The 13,712-nt window shown below is 53.5% G+C and carries 13 protein-coding genes and 1 pseudogene; all 14 read right to left on the reverse strand.

Annotated features, from left to right (window positions below; all coding sequences use genetic code 11):
• Window positions 1-3 precede the first annotated feature (3 nt).
• The gene (gene pknB / locus U8T64_RS08130; RefSeq protein WP_322182686.1) at window positions 4-2,037 is read right to left on the reverse strand and encodes a Stk1 family PASTA domain-containing Ser/Thr kinase; all 2,034 of its coding nucleotides are present in this window, start codon (window positions 2,035-2,037) and stop codon (window positions 4-6) included.
• A gap of 35 nt (window positions 2,038-2,072) precedes the next feature.
• Complete coding sequence (locus U8T64_RS08135; protein ID WP_322182688.1) at window positions 2,073-2,810, reverse strand: Stp1/IreP family PP2C-type Ser/Thr phosphatase; 738 nt, start codon at window positions 2,808-2,810, stop codon at window positions 2,073-2,075.
• A gap of 67 nt (window positions 2,811-2,877) precedes the next feature.
• Window positions 2,878-3,924, reverse strand: coding sequence for a dual-specificity RNA methyltransferase RlmN (rlmN, locus tag U8T64_RS08140; protein ID WP_322182690.1), 1,047 nt, complete (start codon window positions 3,922-3,924; stop codon window positions 2,878-2,880).
• A 60-nt stretch (window positions 3,925-3,984) separates the two neighbouring features.
• The gene (rsmB, locus tag U8T64_RS08145; RefSeq protein ID WP_322182692.1) at window positions 3,985-5,313 is read right to left on the reverse strand and encodes a 16S rRNA (cytosine(967)-C(5))-methyltransferase RsmB; all 1,329 of its coding nucleotides are present in this window, start codon (window positions 5,311-5,313) and stop codon (window positions 3,985-3,987) included.
• An 18-nt stretch (window positions 5,314-5,331) separates the two neighbouring features.
• Window positions 5,332-6,252, reverse strand: a complete 921-nt coding sequence (gene fmt, locus U8T64_RS08150) for a methionyl-tRNA formyltransferase (protein ID WP_322182694.1) — start codon at window positions 6,250-6,252, stop codon at window positions 5,332-5,334.
• Window positions 6,224-6,742: a peptide deformylase gene (def, locus tag U8T64_RS08155; protein WP_322182695.1), complete on the reverse strand. Its 519-nt coding sequence runs from the start codon at window positions 6,740-6,742 to the stop codon at window positions 6,224-6,226. The genes fmt and def overlap by 29 nt, the downstream gene beginning before the upstream one ends.
• Window positions 6,743-6,757: 15 nt before the next feature.
• Window positions 6,758-9,208, reverse strand: coding sequence for a replication restart helicase PriA (gene priA / locus U8T64_RS08160; protein ID WP_322182697.1), 2,451 nt, complete (start codon window positions 9,206-9,208; stop codon window positions 6,758-6,760).
• Window positions 9,201-9,410 (reverse strand): DNA-directed RNA polymerase subunit omega, encoded by a 210-nt coding sequence (locus U8T64_RS08165; RefSeq protein ID WP_322182699.1) that lies wholly within the window; start codon window positions 9,408-9,410, stop codon window positions 9,201-9,203. Before U8T64_RS08165 ends, priA begins: the two co-directional genes overlap by 8 nt.
• A complete protein-coding gene (gene gmk, locus U8T64_RS08170; protein ID WP_322182701.1) occupies window positions 9,394-10,014 on the reverse strand; it encodes a guanylate kinase in 621 nt (206 codons plus the stop codon). Before gmk ends, U8T64_RS08165 begins: the two co-directional genes overlap by 17 nt.
• A 52-nt stretch (window positions 10,015-10,066) precedes the next feature.
• Window positions 10,067-10,336 carry a DUF370 domain-containing protein gene (locus tag U8T64_RS08175; protein ID WP_322182703.1) on the reverse strand — a complete coding sequence of 90 codons (270 nt, stop codon included), beginning with the start codon at window positions 10,334-10,336 and terminating at the stop codon, window positions 10,067-10,069.
• 11 nt (window positions 10,337-10,347) lie between these two features.
• The gene (locus tag U8T64_RS08180) at window positions 10,348-11,226 is read right to left on the reverse strand and encodes a YicC/YloC family endoribonuclease (RefSeq protein ID WP_322182705.1); all 879 of its coding nucleotides are present in this window, start codon (window positions 11,224-11,226) and stop codon (window positions 10,348-10,350) included.
• 134 nt (window positions 11,227-11,360) lie between these two features.
• Window positions 11,361-11,747 carry a hypothetical protein gene (locus U8T64_RS08185; protein ID WP_322182707.1) on the reverse strand — a complete coding sequence of 129 codons (387 nt, stop codon included), beginning with the start codon at window positions 11,745-11,747 and terminating at the stop codon, window positions 11,361-11,363.
• Complete coding sequence (locus tag U8T64_RS08190) at window positions 11,665-12,495, reverse strand: pseudouridine synthase (RefSeq protein WP_322182709.1); 831 nt, start codon at window positions 12,493-12,495, stop codon at window positions 11,665-11,667. Before U8T64_RS08190 ends, U8T64_RS08185 begins: the two co-directional genes overlap by 83 nt.
• Window positions 12,496-12,601: 106 nt before the next feature.
• Window positions 12,602-13,672: pseudogene (locus U8T64_RS08195) on the reverse strand (D-alanyl-D-alanine carboxypeptidase family protein); the annotation flags it as partial.
• Between the last annotated feature and the right edge of the window lie 40 nt (window positions 13,673-13,712).

Here is a 13,712-nt window from a genome sequence, read left to right on the forward strand (position 1 = left end):
CGCTCAAGGGTTCACATCGCCGGAGCCGCTGACGTCCGGATCGGGATCCCCGTCATCCGGCGGCACATACCCGGAAATTTCTCCCGGCCTGACCTGCTGCGCGTCATAGTCAAATTCCAGCTGAAGATATTTCTGCCCGTCCAGTTCTATTACCACAATTTCCGTGCCGGAGGTACCCGTAAAGGTAATGGGATACGTGCCGGAATAGGCAGGGTTCACGGTGCTGGTTTCCACCTGAGTTCCATTCCGATACACGCTTAAGGTGATATCCCGGTCAAAGCCGCTGGGCAGAGGCACAGAATAGCTGAGATCCTTCGCGGCGCCCTTGCCGGAACTGATCAGAATATCTACAACGGCCCCTTCTGAAACCATGCTGCCGGAATCGGGATTGGTGCTGATCACTGTATCCTGGGGCTGCGTGCTGGTATCGTCTTTGGTGATAGTTCCCACCACCAAGCCGGCGTCCTCCAGCTTAGAGGTAACATTATATACCAGATCTCCCTTGAGGCCGCCGGGCACCTCTACCTTCTTCTTTGCGGGCCCTTTGCTGACCCGCAGCGTTACCACCGTGCCTTCGCTGACCTCCGTGCCGATGGGCGGGTCGGTAGAAACCACCTTGCCCACTTCGATATTGTCGTCGGCTACATTTTCCGATTTATAAGCGAGATTGTACTGCTTTAAAAGGGCGATCGCGTCCGCCTGTGTGTAGTTTGTCACCTCCGGAATGGTGACCTTATTGATCTCACCGTTTATGGTAAGCTCGATCTCACGGCCCTTCTTCACCATGATACCGGCCTTGGGCGTTTGCTTTAAGACCTCGCCGGGCTGTTTATCGGGATCGTTGCCCTCCAGCGTCTTAAACGTGAAGTTTTCGATCAAGGTTTGGTCGGAAATAATGTCCTGATAGATCTTCCCCTCAAACTGCGGCACCTCTACCTCTTGCTCCACTTCTCCACCGGAAAGCAGAGTTTCCCAGTTGTTCATCAGATAAAAACCGCCGAAAATAATGCCTACGATCACCACCGCGGCAAGGATCCCCTTGATCACCATGGCGCCCTTGGCGCTTCTGCGGGAACGTACCAGCTCTTCCTCATATTCATAATTATCCTCATAGGAAGGGGTAAAACGGGAATTATCATAAGAATCCAGCCGGCGGGAAGCGTCATAGGGAGCCGCGGTTTGCAGATCATAATGAAATACCATGTTGGGGTTTCGGCGGAACGCTTCTAAATCGTCCAGCATTTCCCCGGCAGACTGGAAGCGGTCCATAGGATTCTTTTCCATGGCCCGCATGGTGATCTGCTCCAAGCCTCTGGGAATTGCCGGATTTAACTCTCTGGGCATTACTGGCTTTGCCTGAAGCTGCATCAAAGCCACAGACACCGCGTTATCCGCTTCAAAGGGAAGTTTACCGGTAAGCATTTCATAGAGCATCACACCTACCGAGTAAATATCCGCCTTATCGGTAATATAATCGCCTCTGGCCTGCTCCGGCGCGATATAATGCACAGAGCCAATAGCCTTATCCGTCATGGTGGTGGTTTCGCTTTGCAGGAATCTGGCAATGCCGAAATCTGCTACCTTGATGGCGCCGTTTTGCAGCAGCATGATATTCTGCGGCTTAATGTCCCGATGAATGATTCCCTTGCTGTGGGCGTGCTCCAAGGCCGCCAGGATCTGAGCGGTAAAGTGGACCGCCTCGTTCCAGCGGATCGCCCCCTCCTGCTCGATATACTGCTTCAGCGTGATCCCATCGATATACTCCATGACGATATACTGGATCTGGTCGCCAAAGCTCACATCGTACACTTTTACGGTATTGGGGTGAGAAAGCATGGCGATCGCCCTGGATTCGTTGCGGAAGCGACGCAGAAATTCGCTGTTGTTGGAAAATTCCTCTTTAAGGATCTTAATGGCGACCCAGCGATCCTCCACCCTGTCGTAAGCGCGGTAGACATAGGCCATTCCCCCCACGCCGATCAGGTCGTGGATCTCATATCTGCCGTCCAGGCGTTTCCCGATAAATCTATCTTCCATATACAGTTACCTAACCTTTCTCTATTCTCCGGAGCTCAGCCGTTTTTGATCACGGCTACCGTGATATTGTCAGCGCCGCCGCTCTTGACCGCGTATTCGGTCAAATGCTCTGTAAGGGCTTTTCCGTCCTTGTCATACTTCTCCATATATTCCAGAAGCAGCGCTTCCTCCACATAATTTGAGAGACCGTCAGAACAGGCAAGGGCTGTGTCTCCGGGAGAAAAATCAAAATAGGAATAATCACAGAGAACGATCTCATGGCCGCCAAGAGCTCTGGTAATAATATTCCGCTGAGGGTGTACTCTTGCTTCCTCCTGAGTGATCTGTCCGATATTCACAAGATCCTGCACGTAGGAATGATCCATTGTGATCTGAGAGAGACCGTCTTTATTTTTCAGATAAGCGCGGCTGTCTCCCACATGGGCCACATGTAAAAGCCCTTTTGTAGCCAAAAGCACTACCGCCGTGGTTCCCATGCCCCGCAGTTCTTCCTGCTCCTGCGCCATGGAATAGACCGCCCGGTTTGCCTGGCTTACCGCGTTTAACAGCAAGGACTTAAGATTCTCCCGGCTCATGTTCTCATCAAATCCGCTGGTCAGGAATTCCTTGATCTCTTTTGCCGCCACGGCGCTGGCAACATTGCCGCCGTTAGCGCCACCCATACCGTCGCACACGATGGCCCAGGCGCTGTCCTGAGAAAACAGGCCGCATTCACAGGAATCCTGGTTGGAATCTCTGACAGCCCCCGTATCCGTGTTGTAATCAACTCTCATGGATATGATTTCCCTTCTTTCTTTGCTCAGCGGAACAGCTTTTTACAAAAAAACAGCAAGTAAAAATCTACAGGTCCGCTTTTTCCTTTCCCTTTTCACGCTGGCCTCTCAGCTGCCCGCAGGAAGCTTCAATATCAGAACCCAGAGTACGCCTTACGGTAGCCGTAACACCTCTGGAGCCTAAAATGGAAATAAATTGCTTTTGGCGGGCGATCCCGCTTTTTTGATACCCGGTTCCCGTAACATCATTTACGGGGATTAGGTTGACATGGGCCAAAATGCCCTTTAACCTGGAGGCAAGCTCAGCCGCGCACCAGTCCATATCATTTACATCCTGGATCATGGCGTATTCAAAAGAAATTCTCCGCCCCGTGGTATCCGTATAATACTTACAGGCCTTCAAAAGCTCTTCCACATTCCACCTGCGGTTTACAGGCATCGTACGGCTTCTGATCTCATCATTGGGAGCGTGGAGAGACACGGAAAGAGTAAGCTGTAATTTTCTGTCGGCCAAATCGTATATCCGATCTACCAGGCCGCAGGTGGAAAGGGAAATATGCCGCATGCCGATGTTCATGCCCTCCGGAGAAGAAACCAGTTCCAGAAAACGGAGAACATTTTCGTAATTATCCAGCGGTTCTCCCATACCCATCAGCACAATGTTGGAGATCCTTTCCCCCGCGTCCAAAGAAGCCGCCTGTACCTGAGACAAGATTTCAGATGCCTTCAGGTTTCTGGAAAAGCCACTTTTCCCCGTGGCGCAGAAGCTACACCCCATTTTACACCCAACCTGGGTAGAAATGCAAATAGAATATCCATGATGGTATTTCATCAGCACGGATTCCACATATTCCCCATCGTTTAAGCGAAACAGATATTTCACCGTGCCGTCCTTTGATACCCGTTTGAGTTCCGCCTCGGCCCAGAGGATCTCATAACGCTCCGCAAGCCTTTCCCGCAGTTCCTTGGACAGATCCGACATCTGCGAAAAATCTGTTACGCCGCGGTGAAGCCATCGGTACACCTGGCCCGCCCGATATCCCGGTAAATCAAGTTTTTGAAGTTCTTCCCGCAATTCCCGCAGCGTAAATGATTTGATATCTAGTTTCTCCAAAAAAACTTCTCCCATAGCTGTCTGTTGATAGAATCCGTTTTGTGCTTTTCCGCACAACGGTCACTTTTTCAAAAAGGCCGCCGCGAAAAAGCCGTCTGAAGCGCCGGAAAAGGGCAGCATTGTCAAATGATGAGAGGGCTCCCTGACGGTACGCCGGAGCTCCGGCAGCTCTATTTTCATGGGCGCAAAGCCCGGATTTTCCCGTAAAAATTTTTCCGCTACTTCCCCGTTTTCAGCAGGATTCAGCGTGCAGGTGGAATAGATCAGCCTTCCGCCCGGCTTCAAAAGCGTGGCGGCATTTTGCAGAATTTTATATTGAAGCTTTGGCAGTTCCTGTATGGAGGCCAGGCTTTTATACCGTATTTCCGGTTTCCGGCGGATCACGCCATACCCGGAGCAGGGAACATCGCACAGTACCCGATCCATGGGAGAAAGCCCGGTGATCGGTTTGGAGGCATCTGCCATTTTTGCTGTAATACTGGAAAGCCCCAATCGCTTCGCGCCATCGGAGATTAGCCTTACTCTGCCTCGATACAGCTCCAAAGCCGTTACGGCGCCTGTATCCCCCATCATTTCCGCCAAGGTAAAGGTTTTTCCGCCGGGCGCCGCGCAGCAATCGCAAAGATTCTCTCCCGGCCGGGGAGCTACAATTTCGCAGACCATCTGCGCGGAAAGATCCTGCACGTGAAACAGGCCCTCCTGAAACTCCGGCAAGGAAGCCGGAGAACCGCAGTTTTCCAAAATCCCACAGCCCTGGGGAAAAGCGAGAGGCTCCAAAGGGATCTCCCGCGCCTTCCAGGCTTCCTTCAGCTCTTCCGGCGAAAGCTTCAGCGTATTGACCCGCACATAGGTTTTGGGCCGGTCTGTCAGAGCTTTCAGAAGCTTTAAGGTGATCTCCTTTCCATAGGAAGCCTGCCAAAGAGAAATCAACTCTTTTGGCACCGAATAGCGCAGGCTTAAGGCGGATACTTCTTCTCCCTCCGGCAGGAGAAGGCTTTCCTTCCGGCGAATGAGAGTTCGCAGAACGCCGTTGACCAATCCGGAAAAGCCGGGTTTTCCATGCTCCTTGACCAGATTTACCGTTTCGTTGACCGCGGCGGAATCCGGGATACGGTCTAAAAAGCAGATCTGGTAGGCTGCGCACCGTAAGGCCATACGCACCGTTTGATCCAGCTTTTTTCCCGGGGAACGCAGACAGTCCTCTAAAAAATAATCCAGGGTAAGCTGCTTTTCCAGCACACCGTAAAAAATGGTGGATGCCAGCGCCGCGTCCCGCCGGTCCAGCTGGGCGGCCTTCAAGGCCTTATCGATCACAAGATTGGAATATCCCTCGTTCTTTTCCATTTGGAGAAGGGCGTCCAGCGCCGTGCTTCTGGCAGATCGTTTCATAAGCCTTCCTTATCACAATTACTCCATACAGGCGTCCGCTTTCAAGGGGTGCCCCAGAAGATATTCTTTTCCGCTCATTCGCTTTCCGGTTTCTGTTTGGAGCTCTGTCAGCAGCAAAGCGCCTTCCCCGCAGAACACCAAAAGACCTTCTTCTCGGGATACCGGCGTTCCGGGTACTCCCGTTTCCTCCCTGACGCGGGAGGAAAGAAGCTTCAATCGCTTTCCCTCCAGCACGGTAAAAGCACAGGGCCAGGGGTTCAGCCCGCGGATCAGGTCGTGGAGCTCCTGAGCTGGGCGGCTCCAATCGATCTGTGACAGCTCCTTGGAAAGCAGGGGCGCTTTGGTGGCCTCCGCCTCATTCTGCGGAGTGCGGCGCAGGGTCCCTAACTCCAGCTGCTCCAGGGTATCCCCCAAAAGCTTTGCCCCCAAAAGCTTCAGCCGGTCAAAAAGTTCACCGGCAGTTTCTTCCGGCCCAACCGGTGTTTCCACCTTTAACAGCATGTCTCCGGTATCCATTCCTTCCGCCATATACATGGTAGTGACGCCCGCTGTTTTTTCCCCGTGGATCACTGTCCACTGGATCGGCGCGGCGCCCCGGTATTTCGGAAGAAGGGAACCGTGTATGTTGATACAGCCGAATTTCGGCGCCTCCAGCACCGATTTTGGCAAAAGCTTACCATATGCGGCCACCACGATCACATCGGGAGCAAGGGCCCTGATCTGCTCCTGGGCCTCCTCCGTGCGCAAAGTATCCGGCTGGAAGACCGGAAGCCCGTGCGCTAAAGCGAGTTCCTTGACCGGCGGGGCTTGCAGCTTATGCCCCCTGCCTTTGGGCTTGTCCGGCTGGGTAAACACCGCACAGACCTCGTCCTTTCTCTCCAATAGCTTTTCAAGAGAGGGAACGGCAAAATCAGGCGTCCCCATGAAGATCGTTCTCATGGTTTTCCTCCTTTGCGGCAGCCTCCGCCTCCAGCTCGGCGGTAGTCATCATACGGGTGGCATGGGAACGGAACAGCACTCCGTGAAGATGGTCTATTTCATGGCAAAAGGCCCTGGCGCAAAGCTCTTCTCCCGTTACCTGGAACCACTTTCCGTTTCTGTCCTGGGCCTTTACCGTGACCTTCATAGGCCTGGTGACGATCCCCCAGTGATCAGGATAGGAAAGGCAGCCCTCTGTTCCGGTCTGCTCCCCCGAGGTTTTTATGATCTCCGGGTTCACCAGCTCAATGGGACCCTCGCCCACGTCCACCACGCAGACAGCCCGCAAAACACCTACCTGGGGGGCCGCAAGCCCCGCGCCGTTGGCGTCCGCCAGCGTTTCCTTCATATCGTCCAAAAGCTGATGGAGCCTGGCATCAAACTTTTCCACCTTCCGGCATTCCTTTTCCAGCACGCTGTCTCCAAATTGAACAATGTTTCGTATTGCCATCCTGATCTTCCTTCCTCACATGATGTGATATGGGTTCGCGTCCGCGTAAACTGTTACCTGCTGAAAATCTCTTTGCTCCCCAAAGTCCAGCAGAAGCCGCTCTGCCATTTCCCGAAAACGCCGGGTGTTGCGGCACTTCACGATCAGCTTATAGCGGTACTTTCCGCCCATTCTGGCCACTGCCGCCGGAGAGGGCCGCAGCACCCGAAGGGGCAGCTCAGAGTATTCTTCCGAAGCAAGCTTTCCAAGCATCTCCAGAAAAAGGGAAGCAGCTTCCTTTACCTTCTGCTCCTGCTGGCCCACAAAGCCGATCACCAGCAGATCCACAAAAGGGGGATACAGAAGAGCCTGACGAAAAGCCGCCTCCTGCTCGTAAAAGCCAAAATAATCCTGCTTGCAGGCAAAACGCAGTACGGGGTTTTCCGGGGAAAAGGTTTGGATCAAAGCGGTTCCCGGATATTTGCCCCGCCCGGCGCGCCCTACCACCTGGGTCAAAAGATCAAAGGTGCGCTCGCTGCTGCGAAAATCATCGCTGTACAGGGACTGGTCGGCGGAAAGCACGCCAACCAGCGTAACATTTTCGAAATCAAGACCCTTTGCTACCATCTGCGTTCCCACCATTACATCGTACTCGCCCCGGGCAAATTGATCCAGCTTTTTTTCCAGAGAAAACCGGGCCGTTACCGAATCGGTATCGATCCGCAAAATACGGGCCTCCGGCAGCAGCTCGCAAAGCTGTTCCTCCGCCTTTTGCGTTCCAAGGCCGTGAAAGCTGACCGTATCGCCGCCGCAGGAAGGACATTTTCTGGAATAGGGCACGGAATAGCCGCAATAGTGACACATCAGACGGTGATTGGCACTGTGATAGGTCAGGGAAATACTGCAATTCGGGCAGCTTACCACCTGGTGGCAGGAGGTACAGGAGGCAAAGGTGTGGTAGCCTCTTCTGTTGAGCAAAACAATAGACTGTCTGCCCTGCCGGAAATTTTCAATCAGCGCCTGGGAAAGCCTGCCGCCAATGGCCCGGCTTTCTCCGGGCGCTCCGTCAAAATTCATATCGACCAGCTCTACCTCCGGCATTTGAGCTTCTCCAAACCGGGCGGTAAGTCTGTAAAATCCGTATTTTCCTTCCTTTGCCATGCGACAGGACTCCAACGAAGGAGTGGCGGAGGACAACAGACAAAAGGCACCGTTTTTCCAGCAGCGGAAGCGGGCCACCTCTCTGGCGTCATATCGGGGACTGGATTCCGATTTATAGGTGTGCTCCTGCTCTTCATCGATCACGATCAGGCCAAGCTTTTGCACCGGAGCAAATACCGCGGAGCGGGTACCAACCACGATTTCAGCCTCCCCGCGCCTGACACGCTTCCATTCGTCCATTCTCTCCCCGAGGGAAAGGCCGCTGTGAAACACGGCAACGCTGTCGCCAAAGCTCTGACGGAACCGGCTGATGGCCTGTCCCGTCAAAGAGATCTCCGGCACCATGACGATGACGCCTTTTCCCTCCTTGCGAACCGATTGGATCAGTTTTAGAAAAACAGCGGTTTTCCCACTTCCCGTTACACCGTAAAGCAGAGCGCATCGATTGCCGCTTTGGTTTCGGTATTCCGCCAGCAGGCCGTCAAAGGCTTCCTGCTGTGAAGCGGAAAGCTGAACCGCCCGCGGCTGCTCCTCCGCTTCGTCAAAATGCGCGGGACGGCGATACACCTCATATTCAAAAACCTCCGCGGCACCCTTATCCGTCAGCGCCTTTACCACAGAGGAGGAAACGCCGGTGAAGTAGCAAAGCTCTTTTTCCGAAGCTTCTCCCACGTCCAGCAGAGTTTGATATACGTCCTTCTGCCGTGGCGTAAGCTTTCCGGTAAATTCAGGAATGGGACGTACCATTTTGGAGACTGCGTCCTTGATCTTACTGGCCGCCGTATTTACCTTACAGACGATCCCCTGTTCCAGCAACGCGGAAAAATCGGGAGAATCCTCTGTGATCCCCAGCTTTCCGGAAATGGTTTCGGAAAAAACAGACTTCCCTGCCGAGCGCAGCAAAAGGATCAGCTGCCACTGGACAGGGGTGTAGCATTCCCGGTCAAAATTCTTAAATTCGGGACTGAGCACGTAGCTGTTTCGCAGCCGAAACTGAAGCCCGGCCGGGATCATCAGCTTGACCGCTTCGAACAAGGTGCAGTAATACCGCTCTTTCATCCATAAAACCAGCTCCAGCATCTCGGCGGAAAGAACGGGTTCCCGATCCAAAACAGCTTTGATCTCTTTTACCTGCTGGCCAATCTCCTCGGTCAGGGAAAAGACTACGCCGATCCGCCCCCGGTTTCCGGCGCCGAAGGGCACCTCTACCCGAACCCCGGGAACCACACGCTTCTGTAAAGATACAGGAACCGCATAAGTGAAGAGCTTATCAAACCGGTAAACGGTATTTTCTACCGCCACCTGCGCGAACAAAGCATCATTCATCCTCAAAGGAATCCGGCTCGATAATTTTATATTTGTTATCCACAAAATCGTGCACAGCCAGGTCTACCGGCTTCTCAGTGAGAACCTGGCCCTCCTCCTCGGCGGCCTCCGCGATCTGGCGCGCTCTCTTCGCCACAGCGATCACCAGGGAGTAATAACTCCTGTGAGGGGTACGGATCATGTTATCAGACGGTTTCAGCATTGTTCAACACCCTTTCGATAGAATCTGCATTTCTGCTGTATTTTAATTTTTCCGCCCGCAGGATCGCGAGGATCTCTTCCACCGCATCCTCCAGCCGGTCATTGAACACCAAATAGTCATATTCCCTTGCCTGTGGGATCTCCCGCCGGGCAGTGGCAAGGCGCTTCTGCACCGTTTCCTCCGTTTCCGTTCCCCGACCCCGAAGCCGCTCTCCCAACACCTTCATGGAGGGAGGCAGAATAAAAATGGAAACGCATTCCGGCATCAGCTTTTTGACCTGCGCACCGCCCTGCACCTCGATCTCCAGAACCACATCTCTGCCCTGAGAAAGCCATTCCTCCACAGGGTCTCGGGGCGTACCATAATAGTTTCCCACATATTCTGCATGCTCCAGCATTCTTCCCTGGGCGATCAAAGCTTCAAATTCTTCCCGGGACAGGAAATAATACTGCTTTCCATGCTCTTCCCCCGGGCGAGGCGCGCGGGTGGTGGCGGAAACGGACAGCCGTAAATTTTCATTTTGGGCAAAAAGCTCCTTCAAGATCGTGCCTTTTCCGCCGCCGGAGGGAGCGGATATCACAACCAGCAACCCCTTCTCTGCCATTTTGGATCGTTCCTTTCTTTCCTATACAATGCTTCTCCGATATCGAAAATGTTTAGTCAGCCGCCTTTTCTTCAGAGGAAGCTTCTTCTTTTCCGTTAAATCTGCCCGCCACCGTTTCCGGCAGGATCGCGGAAAGCACCACCATACCGCCGTCCATGATGAGCACGGCCTTGGTTCGCCGGCCAAAGGTGGCGTCCACCAGATTGCCCGCTTCTTTCGCCTCCTGCACGATACGCTTGATCGGCGCGGAATCAGGGCTTACCACCGCCGCTAGCTTTTCCGCGGAAACCATATTGCCGAATCCGATATTGATCAGCCGCATACTGTTCTCCTTTATTCCACATTCTGGATCTGTTCTCGAATTTTTTCGATCTCGGCTTTCATGTCCACTACCAAATAGGCAATTTTTGAATTCTGAGACTTGGAGCCGATGGTATTGGCCTCCCGGTTCATTTCCTGCACCAGAAAATCTATTTTTCTGCCTACGGGCTCTTCTGAGCTCACCAGCTGCCGAAGCTGGTGAATGTGGCTGCGCAGGCGGACGGTTTCCTCATCCACCGCCACTTTATCAGCCAGCAGCGCCACTTCGGTCAACACCCGCTGTTCGTCAAAGCGGTTTGTACCCAGCAGCTCCTCCAGCTTTGCCTGTAACCGCTCCCGGTACTCATTCACTGTTTCCGGAGTGATCTTTTCCACTTCTCCCACCAAACGCTCCAGGCGGTCGGCTTTTTCTATAATATCACGGTGCAGCCGTGCGCCCTCCGCTTCCCGCATTTTTAGAAAAGAAGCAAGAGCGGGTTCGGCGGCGGCGCAAATAGCCGCCCAAACGGCCTCTTCGTCCTCCGGCACCTTCTGAACAGAAAGCAGATCGGGGTATCTCGCCAGCAGGGAAAGAGAAACATCGTCCGGCAAGACATACCGTTCCTTCAGCTCCCGCAAGGCCCGAACATAGGCTTCCGCCAGAGAGTGATTGATCAAGACCTCGCTGCCGGAATCCTCCACGGTTTCCACCTGAAGGAATACATCAATCTTTCCTCTGGAAACCTTACTTTGTATCAGAGCTTTCAGCTTGTCCTCCGCAAAGGTACAGCCGCGGGGCAGCCGGGCATTGCATTCAAAAAACTTATGGTTGACAGACTTGATCTCAAAAACCACGTGTCTGCCATCGGCCAAAACCTCGCCGCGTCCGTATCCGGTCATACTTTTCAGCATTTGTATCATTCCCAAGCTTAAAATAGTCGCACTTTACTGAATAATTATTTTATCATTTTCCCGCACTCATTGCAAGAATTTTCCTGAGATTTTAAGGATTGTTAAGAAAAAAAGCGGGCTTTCGCCCACCCTTGTTATCCATATTTCACGATCGTGCTCATCGGCGTACAGGCACGATGTTCGTCAACCTCGAAACCGCGAAGAGCCAAAAAGCTGTAAAAATCCGGAAATGCCGTCTCAATGCGATCGGCCCCAAAGGTTTCACCGTAAGAGGCAGCGGAACGCACCAGGGTATCCAAAATAAAGGCCTCCTCTCCCTGGGGCGGACGGGAAAAATCATATTTTCCCGCGGAAAGCTTCAAAATGCGAAGCGCGGCGTCAGAAATTTCCACCGCCACCCAGCCCAGAAGCTCTCCCCGCTCTGTCATTGTCAGGATCCTAGCGTTCTCTCCTGCCTCGTCCACTGTCAGCAGAAGCTCTTTTTCCCGTTCCCTGTCCTGCATGGGGAGAATTTCTACCATGCTCTTTTCTTCCTCCTTCTTTCTTCGCCTCCGCTAAAAGACCGCGAATCTCTTCTTTTGTCAGCTCTCTGTATTTCCCTTGGGGAAGCATGGAAAGCCTGACAGGTCCCACTGCCACACGTTTTAAACGGGCGACCTCCAGCCCCAGCACTTCACACATTTTCCGGATCTCCCGGTTTCTGCCCTCATACAGCACGATCTCCAAAACCACCCTGCCCTGCTGCTGTTCCAAGACCCGCACCTTGGCAGGGGCGGTTTTTCTCCCTTCGATCTCTATTCCCACAGCGATCCGGGCAAGCTGTTCCTCTGTTACAGCGGGCCGCACGGTAACGCGGTAGGTTTTTGCAATGTGCTTTTTCGGGTGAGCCACCAAATTTGCGAATTCTCCGTCATTGGTCATCAGCAGAAGGCCCTCGGAGTCCTTATCCAGCCTCCCTACCGGATAGACCCGCTGCCCTACATTCTCTACCAGCATCGCCACACAGCGCCGGTCCTTCTCATCGCTCATGGTGGTAACAAAACCCCTGGGCTTGTGCAGTGCAAGATAAATTTTTTCTTCGGAAAAAGCAATGGGCTCTCCGTCTACCGCGATACGGTCCTTTCCCGGCAAAGCGCTGTCTCCCAGCTGTGCTCTTCTGCCGTTTACGGTAACTCTTCCGGCAATGATCAGCTCCTCCGCTTTTCTGCGGGAAGCAACGCCGCAGGAGGCAAGTATTTTTTGCAATCTGCTCTTTTCGGCCTTTGCCATTGCTTTGCCACGTCCTTTTCCTCACTGATATCCCAAGCTCAGGCTCTTCCGAACAAGCTTTCCCAAAACCCGGGCTTTTTTCCTGCACCGCCGCGTCTTCCTCCACAAAAAGAGGAATGCTGTATACCGGCAAATTTCCCAAATAATATTGAAGTCTTCCCACTTCTTCCCCCGCCCGCAAAGGAGCATAACAAAAAGCGGGAAGAAACGCACGGCAGGTCACCTGATCCGCCTCTTTCGCGGGCAGAGACACGCTTCCGCCCCTGCCGCCCCGCACCCGCACCACTTGCCGTTCCGAGCCTACCACGGGAAGCGTAAAGGAAAGGCCGCTGCCATCGAAAGACACGCTTTTCATGGTGGAAAAGCCGTAATCCATCATTGCCATGTGATCGTTCCAATCGTCCGGGGCGTTCAGCGTTACCGCGATCAAGGTAACGCCGTCCCGTTCCGCCGCGGAAACGAGGCATCTGCCGGATTTTTTGGTAAAACCGGTTTTTACCCCGATACAGCCCTCATAGAACCGCAGCAGCTTATTATGGTTGGTATAGGACACCTTTTTCTCCGGCTGGACAAAGGTCACCTGATAAGTGGAGCTGGAACAAAGCTTCCGAAACGCTTCATTTTTCAGGGCCTCTCTCGCAAGCAATGCCATATCATAGGCAGTGGAAAAATGGGCTTCGTCATCTAACCCCGAGGGTGTGACAAAATGAGAATTCTTCATGCCGATTGCTTCCGCCCGCCGGTTCATTTTTTCGGCAAATTCTTCCTGAGAGCCGGAAAGGGAAAGGGCCGCGGCATTGGCCGCGTCGTTCCCGGAGGCCAGCAGCATACCCGCCGCCAAATTTGTCAGCGTGATCTCGTCCCCGGCCTGCAAGCCCATGGAAGAGCCTTCCACCGCCACCATTTCCTCGGTGATGGCAATGACGGGATCTCCCCTTCTTTCCGCTTCCTCCAAGGTCAGCAGCGCCGTCATAATCTTTGTGGTGCTGGCCATGGACAGTTGATTTTGAGAATTTTTTTCATAGAGCACCGCCGCCGTATCCGCGGAAATCAGCACAGCGCTCTGGGCAGATAAAGACTTCGGCGCCTGCGCCTCTTCCGCTTCAGCTTTTCCCAGCGGCAAAAGCAGCAAAAGAGCAAGAAGGGTTCCCGCCGCCTGCCGGAATCGCTTTTTCATAGTACCACCCGCCTTCTGCACATGAGTATGCGAAGGAGGG

The sequence above is a fragment of the Neglectibacter caecimuris genome (assembly GCF_034335015.1).
Lineage (GTDB): Bacteria > Bacillota > Clostridia > Oscillospirales > Acutalibacteraceae > Acutalibacter > Acutalibacter caecimuris_A.